Below are 22,764 nucleotides of genomic sequence, written 5' to 3'. Positions count from 1 at the left end.
TGATCGTCAGCACTTGGGAATCGGAGAAGCTACAGCTTAAGTTGGGTTATTTGGCTGATAATTCAGCTTCAGTTACCCATTTATGATTGGTGACCGGTTCGCCGCCAGTCGGCGGCGTGAAATCAACCATGTAGACAGTTGTTTCCTCGGCAGTATCAATCGTAGCTGTGGCACCGTCCATTCCTTCCATGTGATCGGCAGCGATTGTCGCTTCATCACCTGGTTTCAACGGTTGGTCTCCTGGATTTTCAAGTTCTTCGTGGATGACCCATTTGTGGTTTTCCACCGGTTCGCCGCCATTGGTCGGAGTGTAAGTGACCGCATAAACAGTCGTATCGTAAGCTCCAACAATCGTAGCTTCCGCGCCTTTCATCCCTTCCATATGATCTGTTTCAATAATGGCTTGGCTTCCTACCTCATAGGTTGGACTTTCCGCTTCCTGTAAATCTGCTGGTACTTCTCCTGAACCGGAATGGTCCATATTCATATGCCCCGAATCCTCGCTCATGTTTTCTTCGGTTGCATTATTCATATCCATTGATTCTTCACTCGTCTCGCTATCTGTATTGCAGGCGCTTAACGTGACGGCGACTACAAGTGACAGTATCCCCATCATCCATTTGTTTTTTGGCATTGCGATCTCCTTCTTTCTACATTTGTCTTTAGATACTTTACCCCTTAACTTTGCATATTGTGTGCAGGAACCATGACATTTTCTTGTGCAAATGGTCTGGGCAGTGGATTATGGCAAGTTCGTGAACCACTAAGGGAAGTTCTCTATTCTATAGAAGAAACTGCACAAAAAATCGAAACTTATTTAGTAAACTGGTGGAGAAGAACATTTTCTAGAAAGAAAGAGCTGGAGGAATAGAGAAATGAAGATGAAAAGAAAAGCGATCGGTGCACTGTTGGCGGTAATTATGTTGGCCGGCTGCAGCGGAGAGGATACGGGCTCTTTTGAGGCCCCGTACGATGGAGAAATGAATCATGTCCATGGAATGGGCTATGCGGGAAATGACAAAGGCTTGTATTTTGCGTCACACATTGGATTGAAAATCTACCGGGACGGTGAGTGGTTCGAAACAACGGATAATTTCCATGATTACATGGGGTTCAATGCGACAGATGACGGTTTTATTACGTCTGGCCACCCGAGCGCAGATTCTGAGTTACCCAATCCGCTTGGAATTCAGCGCAGTGTGGACGGTGGAGAAACCCTTGAAGAAATTGCGTTCCAGGGAGAGACGGATTTTCATGCCATGGCTGTCGGTTACAATAGCCATGACCTCTTTTTGATTAATCCGGCACCCAATTCCTTGCTGGAAGCAGGCGTTTATAGAAGCACGAAAAAAGGGGAGTCGTGGCAACCTGTAAAAGCTGAAGGACTGGAAGGCGAAGTGATAGGACTGGCTCTTCACCCGACAGATTCAGCTTTTGTGGCGGCGGCTACTTCGACAGGCATTTATTTCTCGGAAGATGCAGGAGAATCGTTCCAAGCCCTTACGGCTGAAGGAGAAAGAGGGACCGCGGTGCATTTCACCGAGCAAGGGCTGTACTTCGGGAGCTTCGGGACAGCGGCGGCTTTGATGCAGTATACTGGTGAAAATGAGGCGTTGAAAAGACTGAACATACCGGCTCTTCCGGAAGATGGCATCGCTTTTATCGCCGTAAATCCGGCGAATGACCAGGAACTGGCTTTTTACACGCTGCGGGGCGATGCCTACTTCTCTGAAGACGGTACCCAAAGTTGGAAACCGCTGCTGCAAAACAGCAAAACCCAATAAAATACGTAAACTGGAAAGGGAAATATGTGAATTGAAACTAATGACTCACAGGAAGGGACAGCATGCCCCTGAACCTGATGCGTTGAGGCTGGAAGAGGGTTGCCATGTTCAATAAACTTGCTTTGAAAATCGGATTGCTGTTTTTTGTCTTTATCATCCTCATCGAGTCGGTGTTGTTTTTGATCTTGTATGTCAACTACGTAGAGGAACGGGTGGAAGAAGTCATGTCCAATCTATTGGCCCGGGGGAACACGCACAGCGAAGTGCTGGAAGACAGCTTTGAATCCAGCACGTTGAACCATGTAGCCATGATGGAATCGGCTTCCGATTTCATTGTCATCATCACGGATGCGGAAGGGAATGAGCTGACCCATTCCGATACGATTGAACCCGAAATGAGGGATGTGCTGCAGCACACTGATTTTGGTCAAGTTCCGCAAAAAGGAGAAATCGTGGAGGATCGGTGGGATGAAAAACGGTTTATTGCGACCGACAGTCCCATTACGGTAGCAGGTGAACACCGAGGGCATGTATTTATGTTTGCTGAAACCAACCACATCAAAGGGATAGTCGAACACCTTCGGAATCAATTTTTGTTCGTTGGATTGATTGCGTTCGGCCTTACCATTGCTGCAATTTTTATCTTATCGCGCTTGATCACGCTTCCACTGATTCGGATGAAGGAAGCCACAGAGCAATTGAGCGAAGGGAATAATGAAGTCAGCCTTCATCTCGACCGGAATGACGAACTGGGGGAGCTGGCGAACGCCATTAACACCTTATCGACGGATCTGAATCGCTTAAAGCAGGCACGGAACGAATTCCTGGCCAGCATTTCGCATGAATTGCGAACGCCACTGACCTACATCAAGGGCTACGCTGACATAGCCGGACGTCCGGATACGTCTGATGATGAACGGCGGGAGTACATTGATATCATCCGGGAGGAAACGACCCATTTGACGGAATTGATTCGGCAATTATTCGAATTAGCCCAGCTTGATCACAACCAGTTTTCCATCCGAAAAGAGCAGGTTTCAATCAATCGGCTGTTTCGTTCGGTTGCCGGTTTGGTCCGTCCCGCGTTCGATGAGAAACACATTTTCTTGGTCGTCCAGTGTCCTCCGGATATGACGGCATTCATCGATCCGGAACGCTTTCAGCAGGTGCTGTTGAATGTACTCGACAATGCCCGGAAATACTCGCCGGAAGGGACGGTGGTGACGCTTCTCGCTGTGCAAGAGGAGGATACGGTAGTGATTAGTGTCAGCGATGAAGGGGAAGGCATTCCAGAAGCTGCTCTTCCCTTTGTCTTTGAGCGGCTGTACCGCGTCGACAAATCCCGGTCTCGGCAGCACGGCGGCAGCGGTCTCGGTCTTGCCATCGCCAAAGAAATCGTCGAGTCGCACAGCGGCCAAATTTCGATTCAAAGTAAACAAAGCAAAGGGACGACGGTCCGTATTGAATTGACAAGGGGGGATTCGTTTGCAGAAAGTGCTGTTGGTGGACGATGAAAAACGGATGCTGGATTTGGTGGCATTGTATTTAAAGCCCCACCACTATCTTTGTACAAAAGCGCTGGGACCTTTTGAAGCTTTACGCTATTTGGACAAAGAAACCTATGACTTGATACTCCTCGATGTCATGATGCCCGAAATGGACGGCTGGGAGCTATGCCGGGAAATCCGGAAAGTCTCGGATGTGCCGATCATTATGCTGACGGCTCGTGAGCAACAGGAGGACATTATTAAGGGGCTGAAACTGGGGGCGGATGATTACGTCACGAAGCCGTTCAATGAAGGGGAACTGCTGGCTCGGATGGAAGCGCTGCTGCGCAGAAGAGCGCCTAAAAAAAGCATTGAAGTAAAGGGCCTCTTCTGGGATGAAGACCGGTTCGAACTCAGCTATCAAAACCAATCCATCAAGCTGACACCGAAAGAGTTCCTGATGCTGGGGCAGCTGTTGAAAAATCCGGACAAAGTGTTCAGCAGGGACCAGCTGATCCAATTGGTTTGGGGATTCGATTCGGAAACGGAAGGACGGACCATCGATTCGCACGTACGGAATGTTCGGGAAAAGATTCGGCAGGTCGGATTCCCCATCGATGACCATTTCCTGACTGTTTGGGGGATTGGCTACAAATGGGTGAATGAGACAGAATAACGCTCAAAGAAAAGAACTCCCCACCGGAAATACATTTTCCGGCGGGGAGTTCATGTAATTAGGCGATGTTCCGGCAAGCTTCTGCGCATCTGTGGCAAGCTTCCGCACAGCGTTTACAGTGTTCATGCATGTCTGCATGTTTGTCGCATTCATTGCCGCATGCTTCACAGATTTTCGCGCAAACAGCTGCCAGTTCAGCTACAAACGGCGAATTGCGGGTGATTGCGTGTTCCAAAAATGCGCATATGTCTGCGCACTCCCGGTCGAGTCGGATGCAGTCAGCCAGCATTTTTACGTTATCTTCCTGCAGGCAAGCGTCAAAACAGTGATTGCATTCCGCTGCGCAATCGTGCAAAGCCTGAATCAATTCCTGATGCTGTTCATGTGCCATGTGTAAAACCTCCATTTTTAGTTTTGTCTCTTGTCTACTTCTTCCCTTTGGACTCGCCACTAAACGGAATTTCTTAAACTCCATAGAAACTGCACAATTTGATGCGTTTCCTCTATGAAACTGAATTTTCTCCATAATTTCTCGATAGTTTCTTTCTATAATCAACAGAAGAAGATTGGATTTTTCGAAACCGAAAAATTGATGGAAGAGGTGAACCGCAATGGCGAAACAGGAAGAGCATCATCATCATGAACCGGCACATTCCAAGGACTACCCAAATCCTTCGGACAGGAAGCTTCAAGATGAATCCACCATCCAGCCGAAACAGACACATCCGAAACATGGGAGCCACGGGCACCAGGGGCATTCCGGACATGGCGATATGGTGGCGGATTTCAAAAAACGGTTCTTTATTTCTTTGATACTCACCATCCCGATTTTAGCGTTATCGCCAATGATTCAGCACTTTATGGGCGTTGATTGGCGTTTCAACAACGATCTTTATATCTTATTCGCATTATCCTCCATCGTCTTTTTCTACGGAGGCTGGCCATTCTTAACCGGCGGAATCCAGGAACTCAAAGAGAAGAATCCGGGCATGATGACCTTGATTGCGTTGGCCATCACCATCGCTTATGGATACAGCACCGTAGTGGTCTTCGGATGGGACGGCAACCAGCTGTTCTGGGAGCTGGCGACGCTGGTGGTCATTATGCTGCTCGGGCACTGGGTTGAGATGCGTTCCATAATGGGGGCCTCCAATGCGTTGGACCAGTTGGTGAAGCTGATGCCGAGCGAAGCGCACAAGCTCGATGAACACAATCAGGTTCAAGACATCCCGTTAGCTGATATCCAAAACAATGATCGGGTGCTGGTCAAGCCGGGCGAGAAGATCCCAGTGGATGGGTTGATATTGGAAGGCAAATCGACAATCGACGAATCGATGCTGACTGGGGAATCGGTCTCGATTGATAAAGGAACAGGGGATGGTGTCATTGGTGGTTCGGTAAACAAGGAAGGCTCACTCATCATCCAAGTGGAAAAAACGGGGGAGGCTTCCTATCTATCGCAAGTCATCAAGATGGTCAAGGAAGCACAGGAATCCAAATCCCGGACACAGGATCTGACAAACCGGGCAGCCAAATGGCTCTTTTATTTGGCGCTGGCAGCAGGGTTTATCACCCTATTCGCGTGGCTGGCGTTCGGTTATGCGTTTGATGTCGCCATTGAACGCATGGTGACGGTAATGGTCATAGCATGTCCGCATGCATTGGGCTTGGCGGCACCGCTGGTCGTAGCGGTCTCCACATCCATTTCCGCCAAGCAAGGGCTCTTGATCCGGAATCGCGCCGACTTCGAAGGGGCCCGAAACTTGGATGCCGTGGTGTTTGATAAAACCGGGACACTGACCCTAGGGAAGTTCGGTGTCACAGATGTTGTGCCGATCGAGAATTATACCGATGAAGAAGTGCTGCAACTGGCTGCGGCCATCGAACAGAATTCCGAGCATCCGATCGCCGCCGGTATCGTAAATTCGACCAAAGAAAAAGGGCTAACCATCGGAAAAGTAAGCGATTTTGAATCGATACCCGGTAAAGGGATTCAAGGAAATGTGAATGGCCAGAAAGTGAATGTGGTCAGTCCAGGCTATATGGACAGTCATGAACTTCGCTACAATCAGGAACGATTTGAACAGTTATCCGAAGAAGGGAAAACAGTCGTCTTTGTACTGGCGGAAGACCAACTAGCTGGAATGATTGCCTTGGCGGATATTGTCCGCGATAGCGCCAAGGAAGCTGTTGCTGCCTTGAAGGCGAAAGGTATCCATTCAATCATGCTGACGGGCGACAACCGGAAAGTGGCCAATTGGGTAGCGAAACAAGTGGCCATCGATGAAGTCTATGCGGAAGTACTGCCGAACGAGAAAGCCCATCAAATTCAGCAAGTCAAAGATAGCGGGCGCAGAGTGGCAATGACGGGAGACGGCGTGAACGATACGCCGGCACTGGCGACAGCTGATCTCGGGATTGCCATCGGCGCAGGGACGGATGTCGCGATGGAGACAGCCGATGTGGTCCTTGTCCGAAGCGATCCGAACGATGTGGTGTCGCTGATCGACTTGTCGAAAAAGACGTACCGGAAACTGGTGCAAAATCTATGGTGGGCGACCGGCTATAATATTTTTGCGATTCCACTCGCTGCCGGCGTCTTGGCTCCTTGGGGCATCGTAATCAGTCCGGCAATCGGCGCAGTCTTCATGAGTCTCAGCACCGTCATTGTTGCCATCAATGCCAAACTCTTAAAAGCATAGAAAGAATGATTTCTAAAAAAGTGGGCTGCATAGATAAGGCACCCAGAGTCTTTTCAACTGGAGGAGAGGGAAATGAAGATTCAAATCATTTGTGAAGAGTGTAAGGTAATTGACGAATTAACTCCATCTAAGAGAAACGGTGAAGTCGGCATCCACTCAGTCGAAAAGAATTTTCGGATAGGTGTGAGCTGGAAGAACGAGGTCATCGAGAATTTTCAGGAAGAATTTATTAACGAATTGGGCAAAGCGACAAGCAATAAAGAACGAAGAGAACTCCTGGAGGACCAGATTACCGAAAATACGTTTTCAGAAACCATTGATTTTGAATTGAGCTTCACCTGCAAAGGATGCGGAAATCGGATTACCTTGAATGACTTTCATTTGATTGACCTGATTGGATTCTAGGGGAAAAAGCCGTTCTAAAGATCCTTTTACCAGTTAAAGTGTTAAGGAAAAGGAGACGCAGCCGATATAAAGAAAGATAAACCGAAAATGCTCAAACGAAAATAACGGGAATGCCCATTGCCCGTAAGGTGTGAAAGAGGCGTGTTGAGAAAAGGAAGGTCCTTCATGGTTTTGGATAACAAAAAGAAAAGAACAGTTTAAGAAGAAAGGAGAAGGCGTGATCAATCGAATCTGACTCTTGTGCTTCTGCTGTTTTTGCTGGTTCTATGCCTCGTGCTCGGCTATTACTTTATAAAGAATGAAAATCAGAAACAAAATAGGGTGGATGTGGCATCTTCTATTGAAACAGACAAGGAGAATGTTTACTTTGAACTTTTGGAATCATCAAATGAAACCGCTGATGGACAGGCTGGTGAAGCAGCCAATTCGGAAAGACCTATATATCCGCGATTCAGAGATGAATTCCAGCCCACTATGGAAAGCCTGTTCCAGGATAGAGAACTGATTAGAGCAAACATTGAAAGATATTTTATAGACAGAAGACACCCAAAAGAAATAGATCCGATGCATACAACTGATGGAAAAGATGTACTGTACATTTATCACTCCCATAGCCGAGAAGCGTTCTTGACGTATTTAAAAACCACTGAAAAGCCGGAAGAAGCCTATCACGCGACAGCAAACGTCACGTTGATCGGAAAGATGCTCGGAGAAGCGATGGAGCGCCGTGGCATCGGGACGCAAGTAGACGCTTCAGACATTGGAAAAGAACTCGATGCCAGAGGATTGAATTATGGCAGTTCTTATCCGGTATCACGGGAACACGTCCAGGCTGCCCAAAAAGCAAACCGCAATCTGGAAGTTTTCTTAGATATTCACCGGGATTCTTTGCGAAAAGATTCCACAACAACAGAAATTAAAGGAAATGCGTTTGCGCAATTGCTGTTTGTCGTTGGAACAGGCCACGCAGAGTTTGAAAAGAACCTGTCGTTCACAGCCGGTTTACATCAAAAGATCGAAGAGAGATACCCGGGCTTGTCCAGAGGAATATTAGAAAAAGACAGCAGCCAAGGAAATGGGGTTTATAATCAAGACCTTGCGCCTCAATCGGTGATTGTTGAAGTTGGCGGAGTGGACAATACGGCGGAAGAAATTAGCCGGACGATTGAAGCATTTGCCGAAGTACTGAGTGATTATTATTGGCATGGTGAAAGGTAATCGGATTTTTCAGTTTCTGTATTACAATACTTTCGAAAAGAAAGGACTGGAGATAGAGCTTTTACTCTTCCTTTTTGTATGTATTGAAATTGCCACTAATGTTGACACAGATACAAATAAAAACAGGCAGCCCGATTTGTTCTGGCTGCCTGTTTTTACGCTTCTTTTTCAAAATCATCATTCAATTGATTGGCAACAGACACAACTGCTAAGTTTTGATGGCTACATAAAAAACAATTTCAGAGCCGCCCAGCTTATCAAAAGAAAGCCGCTTGATAGCGCTGTGACGTATCCTATAAACAGTTTACTTTCTTTGTTTTGCAACTGTTTATACTCCTTATAAGTGATTTCTCCTGCAGCATAACGTAATCCAATCTCATTTGGTTCTATTCCGAAACGTGTGCCTTCTTTATCTTCTAAAATTATTTGACTAACTAAAGGAAGGTCTTTTCCGTCTCCAATGTCTTCTAAAGCCTGATTCTTAAATTCAGTGCTTTTTCCGTTAATGAAATCAAGCCTGATCGGTTTGTAGATAGAATTCTTTCTGATTTTTTCACTCATAATATACGCTTGACGTTCAATTTCATTATGGGGAATGCACATACTTTCACCTCCTGCTTCGTATATTCCAGTGAAAGGCAAAGAAGCTCTGGCTTTAAAACTTGATTTAAAATTCTTCAACTACCCTACTATCTATGCTTCAAGTGGAATTTTTTCCATCTCGCGAAATCTAGTCAGAGGCAAGGTCTATAATTACTTTAGTTTTACCACGTTTCCTATTGCTTATCAATTTAAGTTGTTTAATGGAAGTATATATTTATTATGTGAGTGAATAGAGGAATTCCGACAGATGCTAAATTAGTTTACATATCATAATTTATCAGAGGCTATTCAAATACAGAAGGAGAGTAAAGATGCATTGACTAGCATCCACCTCTCATTTTGTCTTTAAAAGTGTAATTTTACGAATGGTTGTGCTTAATTCTCTAGGTATACCTTAAGAAAGAGAAAGGAATTATGATTTTAATATACCAAGAGAGTTATGAGAAGCAACTGAAATATGAGTTTGAATATTGGTTGAAAAAACTAAACAAAAAAGACATTCTTTGCAGAATGCCCAGCTTTTAAAAAAATATTTTTTATAGGTTTTAAAAATATTAACTTTTATGTTTTCTTGTTTTTTGAATATGATAGGAGACTCTAAGACTCAATTATGCCATCATATCGATTCTTTTAATTTCATTTAGTTTGTGAAATTGTATTAATAAGTTGGTTCAATGATTCATTGATCGGCAGTGTGCGACCAAGAATTTTCTCGAAATCGTTGCTTTCCACTTCAAGTGAACCGTTGCGGATGCTTTCTTGGATTCCTACAACAATCGGAATCACAAAATCGGGTAAACCTAAGCCTTTCATGATCTCTGCATATTTTTCGTCACTCACTTGTTGTACAGGCACTTCTTTACCCAATATATCACCAAGAGCAGATGCCAATTCTTCTTGGGTTAAAAGAGGACCTGAAAGTTCGTACACTGTATTGTCGTGGCCGTCCCCAACCAGAACCGCTGCCGCTGCATCTGCGTAATCTTGTTGCAATGCCCAGCCCACTTTGCCTTCACCGGCAGAAGTGACCCATGGAGCTCCTGCTAGGACACCTTGAATGCTTCCGATTTCGTTTTCAAAATACCAGTTGTTGCGCAAGAAAGAGTAGGGGATACCAGTCTTCATAATGGATTCTTCAGTCGCGACATGAGGCGGCGCCATAAGATTTTTGCTTTCTTTAGCATTGGCTAAGCTTGTGTAGGCAATGAATTTTACTCCTGCACGTTCCGCTGCTTGGACAGCATTAGTATGTTGGTGGATTCTCGTTTCATTGTCGCCATCCGCAGAGATGATCAATAAGCGGTCAATTCCTTCAAATGCTTTATCCAAAGTTTCTGGATGGTCAAAATCTGCTTGACGAACTTCCACTCCACGAGCACGAAGCCCTTCTGCTTTCTCGGCGTTCCGGACACTCACCGCCAGCTTACTTGCAGGCAGGGTTTTCAATAATGCTTCTACAACCTTCGAACCTAATTTTCCTGTTGCCCCTGTAACTAATATTTTCATTTTCCAATCCCCCTAGTTCGCTTTTGATGTAACAATAGTGATTACATGTATTCATGTTAGTTACTTGTAACTGTATTGTCAACAGGGATAGCGATATTTGTTTTTTGTTTGCTATTTGATACAATAAACTTGTAACTAAATTAATTACATGATATTAGATATAGAAATAGAAATTTATAAAGAGGTGAAGGTAAATGTCCATTAGCAGCCGATTTGCTGTCGGAATTCATATATTAACTCTAATTGAATTTAATAAAGATGGAATAACATCTTCTGAGTTTTTAGCTTCGAGCGTTAACACAAATCCAGCAGTGATACGGAAACTCATGGGTATGCTTAAAAAAGCTGGTTTGATCGAAGTACACCCAGGTATTGCAGGAGCAAAACTTACAATGAAACTATCTGATATTACATTGTTCGATGTCTATAAAGCGGTAAATGTTGTTCAAGATAAAGAATTATTCAGTATACACGAAAATCCACAGCTTAATTGTCCCGTTGGCCGGAATATCCAAAATACTATAGAACCAATATTTGCGACCGCACAGGGGGCAATGGAGAAAGTTTTAAAAAATGTAACATTAGAAGATGTGATGAATGATATTGTTGCTGGAGAAAATATTGGATAGATAGGATTTCTTAAAGAAATGTTCTATACTCGTTTATTTAAGTATATTTTTATTAAAATAATCGTTTATTTTATGATGTGTAAAATTATTAGTTAACATATGAGGGCTTATAGGAAGAGAAGAAGCTAATACAGCTTTTTCTCTTTCTTTGCGTTTGGGAAAGTGTACTTTTACGAACGGTTGATAAGTATGAAACCCATCCTTAAAAATTTAACTTAGGGACTTTTCCAGACCGATGCAAGCCATTGAATGCCCTTCCGAATTTCTCCAATAGTCGGAGCCCCATAACCAATGATCACTCGGTCGGTGGATTTTGTTTCTTGATACATATGGGATACGGAATCAACTTCAATGCCGAGCGAATCAGCCCTTGCAATTGCTTCTTGTTCCGTTAAGTAGGCAGGTAATTGGACAATGATATGCAGTCCAGCCTCATCTCCTTTAACAGAAAAATCTTCTCCCAAAAATTCATCTATCGCTTCAATCAAGCACTTTCTCTTTGAGCGGTAAAGGGTTCGCATTTTGGCGATGTGCTTTTCATACCCTCCTGTTTTAATGAATTCTGCAACGACTAACTGATCGATTTTGGAAACAGTGGGTTTTTGCAGTGCATTGAATGCTTCATATTCTTTCATTAAAGATAAGGGGAGGACAAGATAACTGATTCGAATAGAAGGCAGCAAGGTTTTAGAGAATGACCCAAAATAAATTACCTGATTCAAAGCGTCTAAATGAGCCAACGTTGGAATTGAGGCGCCTCGATAACGGAATTCTGAATCATAATCATCTTCTACGATGTAACTGGAAGAAGCTTTTGCCCACGATAACAATTCAAGGCGTCTGTTGATCGACATTACGGTGCCAAGTGGATATTGATGAGCTGGAGTTGTATATAGAAGTGTCACTGCCTGTTTCGGTACGGTACAGCCTTCAGAATCCAACCTTAGAGGTAAAACCGGTATGTTTAATTGGTGAAATACCGCATTTGCTCGAACAAAACCCGGTTCCTCCATTCCTATTTTAGAAGGAAGGAGGAATTGACACAGGGAACTTAATTGTTGTTGGGTACCGCTGAAAATGAAAATTTGTTTTGCCTGGCAATGTAATCCTCTGGATTGGCGCAAATAGTTTGCAATTTCGTTCCGTAATTCGGGTTCCCCTTGCCAACAACCATTTGCAACATGGGCAGGAGCCAGAAACTTTTGATACAGACGGTTCCAAACTTTGTATGGAAATTCTATTGGATCAACTTGCCCGTTTCTAAAATTCAAGGACTCTTCTTTTATCGTTGGCAGAAATTCTTCTTTTTGAAGGACATCTTCTTCTTGGAAGGGGACTTCAATCTCGCCTACAAAATAACCTCTTCGCTCTGTTGAGTACAGATAACCTTCACTCAGCAATTGGGCATATGCTTCCTGTACGGTAAATATACTGACATTCAGTTGATTGGCTAATTCGCGTTTGGAGGGCATTCTTGAATGCGCTTTTAACTGTTGTTGCAGAATGAGCTGTTTAATGTGTTCATAAATGGCCATATATTTCGTGGTTCCTTTTGGAAATGTTACTTGCAGTTCCACTTCAAGCACTCCCTGGTATGTAATAATTAATCTAAATTGGTTATGTTAAGCATACCAGAAATGAAGTGTAATGATAGAAAGGAGTGAGGGAAATGAAAACCTTAGAGAATGAAGTTGTCAAGCTTGTGCCGATGGAAAGCAGCCATATAGAAGAAATCTGGGAGGCAGCGAATAACCACAAAATTTGGGAACACATGTCGGTGGATTTGACGGACAAAAGGAATGTTGAACAATATGTAAAAGATGCTCAAAAAAAGAGAGCAGCTGGAACAGAGTTTGCTTTTGTGATTGTAGATATCGAGTCAAAGAAGATTATTGGGGCTACTTGGTTTCTCGATATTTCCATGCCACATAAAAGATTAGAAATCGGTTCAACATGGCTAAATCCCAAAAGTTGGCGAACGAATATCAACACCAATTGCAAGTTTCTATTGTTGACGTATTGTTTTGAAGAACTGGGATTGAATCGCGTCCAAATCAAGACAGGTCATGAAAATATCCGTTCACAACGCGCCATTGAAAGAATCGGAGCCATTAAAGAAGGGATTTTGAGGAACCACATGATTCGCAAAGAAGGAACAATTCGACATACCGTCATGTACAGTGTGACAAAAGAAGATTGGCCACAAGTCAAAGAACGCTTCCACAAGATATTAATAGAGTAATAATTTATAAAATATTTTTATTTTAAGACCTGTTTCAGTTTTGAGTTTTTACTCTAAGGATAGTGCGCCATATAAATAGTCGTTTACATATCATGAGGTTATCGGAAGCTGCTTATATATGAAGGGAGAGAAGGTGCGCTTTGATTAGCATCGACTCTCCCTTTTTGTCTATAAATATGTACTTTTACGAACGCTAATTAATTAGAAATGCATTTATATTCCTTAGTCAATTTATGTGTAGAAATAATTGGTGCATCAAGTAGAACTTTAAACTCCTATGAAATTATTAATTTCTATAAATGAATTCCAGGAAGATGGAACAAGCCAACTCTTTTGACAAACTTTATTTAGTAATTTACAATGATGAATGTACGCTTATTCGATAAGGAGGATTATTAAAAAATGACACACTCAATGAAACTTCGTTTCCCGACTTTGAATCAGTAATTGAATACGTTCAAAGGCTCTGTTTGTGAAATCAGAGTAAACGGGATAAGTCTGTCCTTTTTTAATAATCTTCACTCTATAAAATTAAAATAGTTAAAGAAGAGGTACAACTCTACCTTTTATAATTCTGTAGTTTTCTTTCTTCAACAAGGATTTTAAAGGAGTTTGTATGAAATCTATCTTTATTTACCTGATATTAATTGATTAGTAATATCCCTTTTACTCACAGACAAGCCGTCTGTGAGTTTTTTTATTTTCTGGAATCACCATGAGTTTGTCAAATGTGCGGCAGATCATGGAGAGAATACAAGAAAATAGAATCAAACAAATTCATTAGAATAAACAATTGGAGGAAATAAACTTGAATACACTTAAACTTAAACAATTAGCAGCGGATAGAGGATTGGATATTGTAGAAAGCAGCATCAAAATCAATGAGTCGGGTGTTGACTTTCAAGTAGTCCACGCCAAAGATCAACATGGAGATAAATGGATTTTAAGAATTCCGCGTAGACCTGAGTCAATGAGACATGCAGGCCAAGAGAAAAAAGCGTTAGATATCCTTCACCAACAAGCGAGCTTTCAAGTTCCGAATTGGTCTATCTTCTCTGAAGATTTAGTTGCTTATAAGCAACTAAAGGGCATTCCTGCAGCGACGATTGATGTGGAGCAACAGAACTATGTTTGGAGTTTTGATGAAACCAATGTTCCACCTGCGTATTATCAATCACTAGGCAAAGTCCTAGCAGATTTACACGCATTGCCTCAGGAAGAATTCAAACATATCGGGGTTGAAACCCTTCGTGCCGATGAGTTAAGAACTTCCTTGAAACAGCGAATGGAACGGGTAAAGAAACAATACGAAATCAATCCAGCTTTATGGGACCGTTGGCAAGCATGGCTTGCCGAAGACTCTTTTTGGCCCTCCCATGTAGGAGTGAAACACGGGGACATACATCCGGGTCATATCCTTATTAATAAAAACTATCAAGTAACGGGCTTAATTGACTGGACAGAAGTAGGGATTGCTGATGTATCTGTCGATTTCCTGTCCCATCACCTTCTTTTTGGGAATGATGGACTAACAAAGTTAATCAATGCTTATGAAAATGCCGGTGGAAAAACGTGGTCAAGAATGGATGAGCATATTGTAGAACTTCTTACAACCAGCGCCATCACTATAGCTGAATTTGCAGAAATCTCAGGCCTTCAAGAGATGCACGAAACAGCTGCACACATGCTCGCTAGCGAAATGTAATGAAATGGACTGGTCGTTTAGCTGTGCTTAACGATCAGTTTAACGCAAAGGGTGTAGTTGCGAATGCAGGAATTGTTGCAGAAGCAACAACTATAGCTGCTTTATTTGCTGTTACAGGATGTTCGATTGTTGTTAATGCCATCACCTGTAAATGGTAACTTGAAATTTGAATTAGGAGGGGAACGTAATGCAATTTTTATTGTTTTATTGATTGATGCGGGCTTGAAGCAGAAGCTCGTATCGATCTTGGCTATCGGTACGAAATTAAAAATTTCGGAGGTAGCAAAATGGAAAAACTTTGTTTTGAATTAAAAAATATTGAAGTGTCCTATTTAGATAAAGAAATCTTGCGAATTGAAGATATAGCTATCCACCAGTTTGACCGCATTGGCATTGTGGGGAAAAACGGTGCAGGAAAAAGCACATTACTGAAATTATTAGCGAAAGAAATTCAGCCAACAGTGGGGCAAGTGAAGAGTTACGTTGAGCCAGGATACTTTAAACAGCTGGAGACTCCTAAAAAAGAAGAGGCCGGTATTGATCCAGCATTGCTTAGGCAATTAGCGGTACCACGAAATCTAGAGTCACTGAGTGGTGGAGAACAGACGAAATTAAAGCTCGCTCAGCTAATGAGTCATTATTATGAAGCATTATTACTGGATGAGCCAACCACTCATATGGATAAGCAGGGCATTTCGTATTTGCTCGAAGAACTTCGCTATTACTATGGTGCTTTGGTGATCATCAGCCATGACCGGGCCGTGTTGGATGAACTTGTGACAAAGATCTGGGAAGTCCAGGATGGGCAAGTGCATGTGTATTCGGGAAATTATAGCGACTACATGAATCAAAAAAGGTTGGAATGGGAACAACAAAATCAAGCTCACGAACAGTTCTTAAAAGAAAAGAACCGACTGGAAAAAGCTGCAAAAGAAAAGATGAAGAAAGCAGAGAAGGTTGCCCAAGCCGGAAAATATTCGAAGAAGGAATCAAAGGCCATGGCAAATCGAATGTTTGAGACAAAATCCAAAGGCACAAGCCAGAAAGCGGTACATCGTGCGGCCAAGGCAATCGAGCAGCGAATGGAGAAGCTTGAGGAGGTGAGTGCGGTTCAAGTTGAGAAGCCGATTGTTTTTCCACATCAGAAAGCACTGGAGCTGCACAATAAATTTCCAATCATGGCCGATCGTTTCACTTTATATGCCGGAGATAATATATTATTGGAAGAAGTGAACTTCCAACTTCCACTTGGTAAAAAGATTGCGATTTCAGGTGTGAATGGGAGTGGTAAAAGTACATTGCTTCAACGAATTGCGAGAAAAGATGAGCAATTGACCATTTCTCCTAAAGCAAAGATTGGGTATTTTCAGCAAATGAGTTATCAGTTCAGCGGTGATGAGACTGTCTTCCATTACATCAAAAATCGTTCGGAACATGAGGATAGCTTTTTAAGGAGTGTCCTTCACTCGATGCAGTTTGTGGATACAGACTTGCTAAAACAGGTGAAAGATTTAAGCGGGGGAGAAGCCATCCGGCTGCAGCTTTGTTTACTCTTTCTAGGTTCTTATAATATCCTGTTATTGGACGAACCAACTAACTTTTTAGATATTAAAGCGATTGAAGCACTAGAGCAGTTCGTAAAGGCCTATCAAGGCACCATCGTATTTGTTTCCCATGATGAGTTCTTTATCCGAAATACAGCAGATATTCAGTACATCCTAAGTAATAAGAAGTTGCAATTGATATAAGGAACTTGAAATAGTCATCGATATTAGTCGATGACTATTTTTTGTTTCTTTAATTACTTGAAAGATAAATATAGGTTTTTGTGTAATTATTAAAGAGAACCCCAAACAGCTTCACTTTTTAGAAAGTGTCCTTGCTCGAGGTTTTATTTATAATAGCGTTAATTGTTTGTGAGATGTAGCTAATCTAAGTCAATTGTAATCGGGTCCATAGGGACTGTCTCAAGCCCTTCTCCCATTTCTTTGGAGTAATAAATTTCAGGTGTAATTGTCAAAGAAGTGGCGCGTTCATCCAGTGAATAGATGGTCGCTTTCGTTTCATTTGAAGCACCGTTATCATAACTGACTCCGCCATTTCCGTTTACCTCATAGACGTTGCCCAGATTATCTTTAACTTCGCTCATTTCGATGGAAACACCTGGCCATTCCTGTAAAATGGACTCTTCTACGTCAAATTCGTATTGTAGAACGGCAGCCATTTTAGAACGTTCAATTGACACCATCGTTAATTTAATTCCTTCTGCTTGTATCGTTTTACCTAACGGCAGAAGGTTTGTTGCTAGCTGAGTCAACTTAAATTCAAATTGCCAGTCTCCTTCAATTTGTTCACTCGTTTGATTATTGGTAAAGGCTTGGGGTATCCATTTAACATGTATTTCTTCCGGATTCTCTTTTTTAAAATAAGGGGTTACTTTCTCCAGGCCTACATAAGTTGTATCATTAATTTTATCAATTGAGCCTGTGCCACCCATTCCAGACGATTCTTTTATGTCTAACCATCCTTCAGCTCTTGGGTTATCTCCGAGTGCCAGGTCTGTTTGAACCGCATACGTGATCATGACATTTGTGCCGTCGTAGACAGCATTTTCAATCATTACATCGATTCCATTACTCGTCTGGACTTGGTTTACGACCGTTGCTAAATCCGCATACGTATTGGGAAGTTCTTCGTCCTCAAAATACGTTAAGACATTTTGCATGAAGGGAATTTGTCCTGCCACCGTTGGCAGTGCAAAATAACTTGCAGTGACAACGCTCAGTCCTAGTAGTGCAGCTGTAGTAAGGTGGCGCATATTGAATTTCTTCTTCTCGTATTTGTTGTTTGCTAACACATAAGTTTTGATATTCTTCTTCTTGATATCGGATAAAGGCTTCAGTTCAATTTGATCGATGTCTAAGTCTAACCAATCTTTGTATTGTTCCTTCATGTTAATCGCTCCTTTAAACGCAAATTAGTCGATAATTTTTTCTTTCCGCGATACAATCGATTTTCTATGGCCGGGATCGTGAGATTGAGCGCAGCAGCTATTTCTGGATTGGACAAGGACTGAAAATATTTCATGATGAAAATATCACGGTCAAGGTCTGGCAATGTACTCATCGCAAGTAAAAGCGTATTCTTTTCTTCTTTTTTTAAGAGATGCATCTGGATGTCTTCACTAGTAGCGTGTTGATGAAGCAATTCATCACTTGTTTCTCGCGCTCGTTGTTTTTCGAGCTGGCGGAAGCGATCAATGGCTTTGTATTTTGTTACGGTCCCAATCCACTTTTTAAAATCTTCTGGTTCCCCTTTAAACTCCTGGGCATGTTGCCAAACCGTTAGAAAAACATCATTTACGCATTCATCAACGGCATCTTTACTGATACCGGACAAAATTTTGTAGCTAATTGCATAAATAAGGGATGAGTAGTGATCAATCATATATTCGAGTGCGTCTTCTTTTTGTCTTTTTAACCGCTTAATAAAATTTGTCGCATTACTTCTCATGTAAATTCTCCTTCTTTTATTGAAAAAGCTTTCTCACTAACTATATCGAATCATTAGAGCAATAACTCTCAACTTTTTATATTTAGCGATCAGTTTACATATGAGGGCTTATCGGAAGGAATGAAGAGGAGCTTTTGTTTCTTTCCTTCCTTTTTTTCGTATAAATGTACTTTTACGAAAGGTAATAATTAATTAACAATATTTAGAATGAACTGGATAAATCACGCGAGAGGTGATACGCTTACTTTAGATATTCCGAAAACTGAATATAAAAACACTAGGGGAGTCTTTTAAGACTGAGATGGAGCAATCCGGACCCTTTGAACCTGATCTAGTTGAAACTAGCGTAGGGAAGTGGTTGCTATGTATTTTATCTATTCCTAAAATATGATCAAAACCACTCCATCGCTGGAGTGGTTTTTTTATTTGGCAGGTATTTTTTATGCACTAGGGAGGGAGTGAAGGAAAAAATACATGAAAACTAAAAAGTTGCATATTATCTCTACAGGAAGTCAAGAGCCGGAACAATTAGCAGATATCATCGGCAGGATTCATTTTGACATCGATTTCATCCATCTTCGTGAAAAAACGAAAACAGCAAAAGAAGTATATGAAATAGTGGAGTTTTTAAAAAGCAAAAAAGTTCCTCTTTCAAAAATAATAATTAATGACCGGGCGGATGTTGCCTGTGTTTCAAATGTGAAAGGAGTTCACTTAGCCTATCATTCGCTGCCTGTTGAAATTGTAAAACGAAAATTTGAGGATTTGACAGTTGGCTGTTCCGTCCATTCCCTTGAAGAAGCTCAAATTGCCGAGCAGCAAGGTGCTGATTATGTAATATTCGGTCATGTATATTCAACTCAATCAAAACCAGGACTCATTCCGAAAGGGTTAGAACAGTTGAGGTTCATTTCTGAATCAATTTCTATCCCAGTTATCGCGATTGGGGGGATAAAACCGACAAATAGTAGGGATGTTATCGAAGCGGGAGCACAAGGAGTAGCTGTAATGTCAGGGATATTGGAAGCAGAAGACCCTTTGCAGGCGGTACAGCAATATCGTTCCTATTTATCTAAATAATATTTTCTTGCAATGGTAAGGAGGGATTCAATGAATAAAACGTATGATGCCATAATAGTCGGCGGCGGAGTCAACGGCGGGTCAATAGCCTTTAATTTGGCGAAAAGAGGAATGAAGGTTTTGTTGCTGGAAAAAGACCGGCTTGCAAGTAAAGCATCTGGAGCGGCAGCTGGGATGCTGGGCGCCCAAGCCGAGTTGGATGGAGAAGGTCCGCTTTTTCAATTAGCCAGGACCAGCAGGGCGCTATTTAGCGACTTAGCAGATGAACTGAAAATGACCAGCGGAGTTGATATTGAACTTGTGAATAAGGGAATGCTAAGGCTTGCCTTAACTGATCGGGAGCAGCAGGAACACCATCGAATCAGTGAAATCCATAAACAGAACGGGGAACTAGCCGAATTGCTTACAGGTAAAGAAGCGAGAAGAAGAGAGCCGGCATTGTCCAATGAGGTAATTGGCGCCATGTATCTTGAAAAAGATGGACAAGTAGCAGCTCCACAGCTGGCTTTAGGATTTTTAAAATCTGCCTCAGCACTTGGCTGCGTGATTAAAGAATATGTAGAAGTTCATTCCTTTCATTTCTCAAATGGAAAAGTCACAGGCGTTACTACCAATGAAGGCGATTATATGAGCAGCAACGTTGTAGTAACAGGAGGGGCTTGGAGCGAGAAGCTGTTAATGAAGATAAGCTTACAGCTCAAAATGTATCCTGTGAAAGGCGAGTGTTTTTCTGTACGGACAGAGTTTCCCTTATTATCAAGCACAATTTTCACACCAGGCTGCTATCTTGTTCCGAAAAAAGACGGAAGAATCATTATAGGAGCAACCGTCATACCGAATACATTTAATCAGCAAGTCACTTTAGAGGGAATTTTTTCGTTAATGGAAAATGCAAAAAGATTGGTGCCTTCCATATTACTGGGCGAGTGGGAAAGAGCATGGACTGGAATTCGTCCGCAAACGGCTGATGGCTTGCCTTATTTAGGTGAACATCCCGATTACAGAGGGCTGTTTATAGCAACTGGCCATTTTAGAAATGGCATCTTATTGTCACCGATTACTGGGGAGGTGATGGCTGATTTGATTGAAGGAAAATCTCCTTCAATTGATATCTCCTCTTTTCGTATTGATCGGTCAACCAGAAAAAACAATCCAATAATGGGGTGAAGAAATTGATATTGACGGTAAATGGAGATCAAATAGAAGTACCCAACACAGTGAAAACGATAGCCGGACTGCTGCAGCATTTTGAATTGCACCAAAAAGTGGTCATTGTCGAAAAAAATGCTGAAATACTAGAAAAAGCAGAACATGCAGAAACCTCAATTTCCGATAAAGATAAAATTGAGTTAGTGCATTTTGTAGGAGGCGGATGAACATGTTGAAAATAGGAAATCATGAATTCTCTTCAAGATTGTTATTGGGTACGGGTAAATATCCAGATTTTGATATCCAAAAAGAAGCGGTAGATGTGTCAGGTACGGAGATTCTAACGTTCTCAGTCCGACGGATGGATATATTTGAAGCAAGCCAGCCGAATTTCCTTGAGAATCTGGATGTTTCAAAGTACACCCTACTCCCGAATACAGCCGGTGCCAAGACTGCCGAAGAAGCGGTACGGATTGCAAGACTCGCTAAGTCATCGGGGCTTTGTGACATGATTAAAGTGGAAGTGATCGGTTGCCCCAAAACCTTGCTGCCTGATCCAATTGAAACATTGAAAGCATCAGAAGAGCTATTAAAAGAAGGCTTTACCGTCTTGCCGTATACTTCAGACGATGTTCTGCTGGCAAGACGCCTCGAAGAATTAGGTTGCCACGCCATTATGCCCGGAGCCTCTCCCATAGGCTCTGGCCAAGGAATCATTAACCCATTGAATCTTTCTTTCATCATTGAACAGACAAGTGTTCCTATTATTGTCGATGCTGGAATCGGAACACCTTCTGATGCTGTTATGGCAATGGAAATGGGAGCTGCTGGAGTCTTGCTGAATACAGCTGTAGCTGGAGCGAAAGATCCGGTGAAAATGGCCAGAGCTATGAGGCTAGCCATCGAAGCAGGAAGACTTGGGTTTGAAGCAGGGCGAATTCCCAAAAAACTGTATGCCACTGCCAGCAGCCCGCTTGAAGGGATGAGTATCGGTTGAGTGGACGATACTCAAGACAGGAGCTTTTTGCGCCAATCGGGATAGAAGGACAAGAGAAATTGGGGAACAAGCATGTCTTGATAATCGGTGCTGGGGCATTGGGAACTGGAAGTGCCGAAATGTTAGTGAGGGCAGGGGTAGGCAAAATTACTATCGCAGATCGGGACTATGTGGAGTGGAGCAATCTTCAGCGCCAGCAGCTTTATACAGAAGAGGAGGCGGAACAGCGGATTCCAAAAGCAGTGGCGGCTAAAAAACGGCTATCGACTATTAATTCTGAAGTGGAAATTTGCTGTCATGTCATGGATGTCTCTGTCGAAGAAATGGAGCAATTGGTGGAAGGCGTTGATCTGATTCTTGATGCCAGCGATAATTTCGATATTCGGATGATTATCAATGATATTTCCCAAAAATATCGGATCCCTTGGATTTACAGTGCGTGTGTTGGAAGTTATGGAATCAGTTATACAATTCTTCCTGGTGAAACTCCGTGTCTGAATTGCTTGTTAGAGAAGATGCCAATGGAAGGCATTACCTGTGATACGGTCGGAATCATCAGCCCTGCTGTCCAAATGGTCCTGTCTTTCCAAATTTCAGAGGCATTAAAAATTCTAGTCGAAGATAGACTTCATTTAAGGAATAAGCTGGTCTCCTTCGATTTATGGGAAAATCAACAATCATCGATCAACGTCGATAAGATGAAAAAAGAGGATTGCCCTTCTTGTGGAGCGGAGCGTTCTTATCCGTACCTTTCTTTCTCAAACCAAACAAAAACTGCCGTTTTATGCGGTAGGGATACGGTTCAGATCCGTCCCTCTCAACCGATAGAAAGAGACTTGGAAAGCTTGGATAAAACCTTGTCCAGACAGTCAGGAAAGGTTGCACGTAATCCATTTCTACTTTCTTTCTCAACCGCAGCACATCGTCTTGTTATTTTTAGGGATGGCCGTGTTTTGATTCATGGAACGAAAAGCATTTCTGAAGCTAAAACTTTATACCACCGGTATTTAGGTTAAGGTGCTTTTATCGTACTGTTGTTTGAGGTCGTATATTTTTTATCTATCAGTT

General features: G+C 42.4%; 24 protein-coding genes and 1 riboswitch. Of the genes, 17 read left to right on the top strand and 7 right to left on the bottom strand.

What is annotated here, in order from left to right; all coding sequences use genetic code 11:
- Positions 1–46: 46 nt before the first annotated feature.
- Positions 47–634: a YdhK family protein gene (locus NFU07_RS01225; RefSeq protein ID WP_251473462.1), complete on the bottom strand. Its 588-nt coding sequence runs from the start codon at positions 632–634 to the stop codon at positions 47–49.
- A 241-nt stretch (positions 635–875) separates the two neighbouring features.
- Here NFU07_RS01225 and NFU07_RS01220 point away from each other — a divergent pair, with 241 nt between their 5' ends.
- The 3 genes from NFU07_RS01220 to NFU07_RS01210 all read left to right on the top strand — a co-directional run bounded on the left by NFU07_RS01220 (position 876) and on the right by NFU07_RS01210 (position 3,947).
- A complete protein-coding gene (locus NFU07_RS01220) occupies positions 876–1,784 on the top strand; it encodes a F510_1955 family glycosylhydrolase (protein ID WP_309296765.1) in 909 nt (302 codons plus the stop codon).
- Between the two features lie 104 nt (positions 1,785–1,888).
- Entirely contained in the window at positions 1,889–3,298 is a 1,410-nt protein-coding gene (locus NFU07_RS01215; protein WP_052651607.1) for a sensor histidine kinase, read from the top strand.
- Positions 3,270–3,947: a response regulator transcription factor gene (locus NFU07_RS01210; protein WP_052651608.1), complete on the top strand. Its 678-nt coding sequence runs from the start codon at positions 3,270–3,272 to the stop codon at positions 3,945–3,947. The genes NFU07_RS01215 and NFU07_RS01210 overlap by 29 nt, the downstream gene beginning before the upstream one ends.
- A 58-nt stretch (positions 3,948–4,005) precedes the next feature.
- Here NFU07_RS01210 and NFU07_RS01205 read toward each other — a convergent pair whose 3' ends face one another.
- Positions 4,006–4,338 carry a four-helix bundle copper-binding protein gene (locus NFU07_RS01205; RefSeq protein WP_052651609.1) on the bottom strand — a complete coding sequence of 111 codons (333 nt, stop codon included), beginning with the start codon at positions 4,336–4,338 and terminating at the stop codon, positions 4,006–4,008.
- Between the two features lie 220 nt (positions 4,339–4,558).
- Here NFU07_RS01205 and NFU07_RS01200 point away from each other — a divergent pair, with 220 nt between their 5' ends.
- The 3 genes from NFU07_RS01200 to spoIIP all read left to right on the top strand — a co-directional run bounded on the left by NFU07_RS01200 (position 4,559) and on the right by spoIIP (position 8,272).
- On the top strand, positions 4,559–6,649 hold the full coding sequence (locus NFU07_RS01200) for a heavy metal translocating P-type ATPase (RefSeq protein ID WP_251473460.1): 2,091 nt from the start codon (positions 4,559–4,561) through the stop codon (positions 6,647–6,649).
- A 72-nt stretch (positions 6,650–6,721) separates the two neighbouring features.
- Entirely contained in the window at positions 6,722–7,054 is a 333-nt protein-coding gene (locus NFU07_RS01195) for a hypothetical protein (protein WP_251473457.1), read from the top strand.
- A gap of 240 nt (positions 7,055–7,294) precedes the next feature.
- Positions 7,295–8,272, top strand: coding sequence for a stage II sporulation protein P (gene spoIIP / locus NFU07_RS01190; RefSeq protein ID WP_309296764.1), 978 nt, complete (start codon positions 7,295–7,297; stop codon positions 8,270–8,272).
- Positions 8,273–8,494: 222 nt separating this feature from the next.
- On the opposite strand, the gene NFU07_RS01185 is transcribed toward spoIIP, so the two are convergent.
- Together NFU07_RS01185 and NFU07_RS01180 are read right to left on the bottom strand one after the other, a co-directional pair.
- On the bottom strand, positions 8,495–8,953 hold the full coding sequence (locus tag NFU07_RS01185) for a hypothetical protein (protein ID WP_199876600.1): 459 nt from the start codon (positions 8,951–8,953) through the stop codon (positions 8,495–8,497).
- A gap of 558 nt (positions 8,954–9,511) precedes the next feature.
- Positions 9,512–10,381 (bottom strand): SDR family oxidoreductase, encoded by an 870-nt coding sequence (locus NFU07_RS01180; RefSeq protein WP_251473453.1) that lies wholly within the window; start codon positions 10,379–10,381, stop codon positions 9,512–9,514.
- A 194-nt stretch (positions 10,382–10,575) separates the two neighbouring features.
- Here NFU07_RS01180 and NFU07_RS01175 point away from each other — a divergent pair, with 194 nt between their 5' ends.
- Positions 10,576–11,010, top strand: a complete 435-nt coding sequence (locus tag NFU07_RS01175; RefSeq protein WP_101802319.1) for an Rrf2 family transcriptional regulator — start codon at positions 10,576–10,578, stop codon at positions 11,008–11,010.
- Between the two features lie 215 nt (positions 11,011–11,225).
- Here NFU07_RS01175 and pdxR read toward each other — a convergent pair whose 3' ends face one another.
- Positions 11,226–12,587, bottom strand: a complete 1,362-nt coding sequence (gene pdxR, locus NFU07_RS01170; RefSeq protein ID WP_251473451.1) for a MocR-like pyridoxine biosynthesis transcription factor PdxR — start codon at positions 12,585–12,587, stop codon at positions 11,226–11,228.
- Positions 12,588–12,679: 92 nt separating this feature from the next.
- On the opposite strand from pdxR, the gene NFU07_RS01165 reads away from it, so the two are divergent.
- The 5 genes from NFU07_RS01165 (at position 12,680) to NFU07_RS01150 (ending at position 16,705) form a co-directional block, all read left to right on the top strand.
- Positions 12,680–13,252 (top strand): GNAT family N-acetyltransferase, encoded by a 573-nt coding sequence (locus tag NFU07_RS01165; RefSeq protein ID WP_251473449.1) that lies wholly within the window; start codon positions 12,680–12,682, stop codon positions 13,250–13,252.
- Positions 13,253–13,654: 402 nt separating this feature from the next.
- Positions 13,655–13,699, top strand: a complete 45-nt coding sequence (locus NFU07_RS17760; protein ID WP_203334236.1) for an erythromycin resistance leader peptide — start codon at positions 13,655–13,657, stop codon at positions 13,697–13,699.
- A gap of 361 nt (positions 13,700–14,060) precedes the next feature.
- Positions 14,061–14,957 carry a macrolide 2'-phosphotransferase gene (locus NFU07_RS01160; protein WP_112233739.1) on the top strand — a complete coding sequence of 299 codons (897 nt, stop codon included), beginning with the start codon at positions 14,061–14,063 and terminating at the stop codon, positions 14,955–14,957.
- Positions 14,958–15,086: 129 nt separating this feature from the next.
- Positions 15,087–15,269, top strand: coding sequence for a hypothetical protein (locus tag NFU07_RS01155; protein ID WP_203340144.1), 183 nt, complete (start codon positions 15,087–15,089; stop codon positions 15,267–15,269).
- Positions 15,245–16,705, top strand: a complete 1,461-nt coding sequence (locus NFU07_RS01150; protein WP_251473448.1) for an Msr family ABC-F type ribosomal protection protein — start codon at positions 15,245–15,247, stop codon at positions 16,703–16,705. The genes NFU07_RS01155 and NFU07_RS01150 overlap by 25 nt, the downstream gene beginning before the upstream one ends.
- 179 nt (positions 16,706–16,884) lie before the next feature.
- Here the strand turns inward: NFU07_RS01150 and NFU07_RS01145 are convergent, their stop codons facing one another.
- Positions 16,885–17,910 (bottom strand): DUF4179 domain-containing protein, encoded by a 1,026-nt coding sequence (locus tag NFU07_RS01145; protein ID WP_251473435.1) that lies wholly within the window; start codon positions 17,908–17,910, stop codon positions 16,885–16,887.
- Positions 17,907–18,470, bottom strand: a complete 564-nt coding sequence (locus tag NFU07_RS01140) for a sigma-70 family RNA polymerase sigma factor (protein WP_251473433.1) — start codon at positions 18,468–18,470, stop codon at positions 17,907–17,909. Before NFU07_RS01140 ends, NFU07_RS01145 begins: the two co-directional genes overlap by 4 nt.
- 269 nt (positions 18,471–18,739) lie before the next feature.
- Positions 18,740–18,840, top strand: a riboswitch (TPP riboswitch).
- A 104-nt stretch (positions 18,841–18,944) separates the two neighbouring features.
- Between NFU07_RS01140 and tenI the strand changes: the two genes are divergently transcribed.
- Genes tenI through NFU07_RS01115 form a run of 5 tightly spaced genes read left to right on the top strand, consistent with a single transcriptional unit; the run spans position 18,945 to position 22,712 of the window.
- The gene (gene tenI, locus NFU07_RS01135; protein WP_251473430.1) at positions 18,945–19,550 is read left to right on the top strand and encodes a thiazole tautomerase TenI; all 606 of its coding nucleotides are present in this window, start codon (positions 18,945–18,947) and stop codon (positions 19,548–19,550) included.
- A 30-nt stretch (positions 19,551–19,580) separates the two neighbouring features.
- Positions 19,581–20,717, top strand: coding sequence for a glycine oxidase ThiO (gene thiO, locus NFU07_RS01130; protein ID WP_251473429.1), 1,137 nt, complete (start codon positions 19,581–19,583; stop codon positions 20,715–20,717).
- Positions 20,718–20,722: 5 nt separating this feature from the next.
- Complete coding sequence (gene thiS / locus NFU07_RS01125; protein ID WP_203339615.1) at positions 20,723–20,926, top strand: sulfur carrier protein ThiS; 204 nt, start codon at positions 20,723–20,725, stop codon at positions 20,924–20,926.
- 2 nt (positions 20,927–20,928) lie between these two features.
- A complete protein-coding gene (locus NFU07_RS01120; protein ID WP_251473427.1) occupies positions 20,929–21,696 on the top strand; it encodes a thiazole synthase in 768 nt (255 codons plus the stop codon).
- Entirely contained in the window at positions 21,693–22,712 is a 1,020-nt protein-coding gene (locus NFU07_RS01115; protein ID WP_251473425.1) for a thiazole biosynthesis adenylyltransferase ThiF, read from the top strand. The genes NFU07_RS01120 and NFU07_RS01115 overlap by 4 nt, the downstream gene beginning before the upstream one ends.
- The last annotated feature ends 52 nt before the right edge of the window (positions 22,713–22,764 follow it).

It is taken from the genome of Planococcus sp. NCCP-2050, from assembly GCF_023708025.1.
Lineage (GTDB): Bacteria > Bacillota > Bacilli > Bacillales_A > Planococcaceae > Planococcus.
This window is presented reverse-complemented; position numbering and strand designations above follow the sequence as displayed.

Bases quoted from the DNA above. Each gene is read 5' to 3' on its own strand.
- NFU07_RS01180 (WP_251473453.1), bottom strand. From the start codon at position 10,381: ATGAAAATATTAGTTACAGGGGCAACAGGAAAATTAGGTTCGAAGGTT.
- NFU07_RS01220 (WP_309296765.1), top strand. From the start codon at position 876: ATGAAGATGAAAAGAAAAGCGATCGGTGCACTGTTGGCGGTAATTATG.
- NFU07_RS01140 (WP_251473433.1), bottom strand. From the start codon at position 18,470: ATGAGAAGTAATGCGACAAATTTTATTAAGCGGTTAAAAAGACAAAAA.
- thiO (WP_251473429.1), top strand. From the start codon at position 19,581: ATGAATAAAACGTATGATGCCATAATAGTCGGCGGCGGAGTCAACGGC.
- NFU07_RS01200 (WP_251473460.1), top strand. From the start codon at position 4,559: ATGGCGAAACAGGAAGAGCATCATCATCATGAACCGGCACATTCCAAG.
- NFU07_RS01205 (WP_052651609.1), bottom strand. From the start codon at position 4,338: ATGGCACATGAACAGCATCAGGAATTGATTCAGGCTTTGCACGATTGC.
- NFU07_RS01145 (WP_251473435.1), bottom strand. From the start codon at position 17,910: ATGAAGGAACAATACAAAGATTGGTTAGACTTAGACATCGATCAAATT.
- NFU07_RS01215 (WP_052651607.1), top strand. From the start codon at position 1,889: ATGTTCAATAAACTTGCTTTGAAAATCGGATTGCTGTTTTTTGTCTTT.
- tenI (WP_251473430.1), top strand. From the start codon at position 18,945: ATGAAAACTAAAAAGTTGCATATTATCTCTACAGGAAGTCAAGAGCCG.
- NFU07_RS01195 (WP_251473457.1), top strand. From the start codon at position 6,722: ATGAAGATTCAAATCATTTGTGAAGAGTGTAAGGTAATTGACGAATTA.
- NFU07_RS01175 (WP_101802319.1), top strand. From the start codon at position 10,576: ATGTCCATTAGCAGCCGATTTGCTGTCGGAATTCATATATTAACTCTA.
- NFU07_RS01225 (WP_251473462.1), bottom strand. From the start codon at position 634: ATGCCAAAAAACAAATGGATGATGGGGATACTGTCACTTGTAGTCGCC.
- NFU07_RS01165 (WP_251473449.1), top strand. From the start codon at position 12,680: ATGAAAACCTTAGAGAATGAAGTTGTCAAGCTTGTGCCGATGGAAAGC.
- NFU07_RS01150 (WP_251473448.1), top strand. From the start codon at position 15,245: ATGGAAAAACTTTGTTTTGAATTAAAAAATATTGAAGTGTCCTATTTA.
- NFU07_RS01120 (WP_251473427.1), top strand. From the start codon at position 20,929: ATGTTGAAAATAGGAAATCATGAATTCTCTTCAAGATTGTTATTGGGT.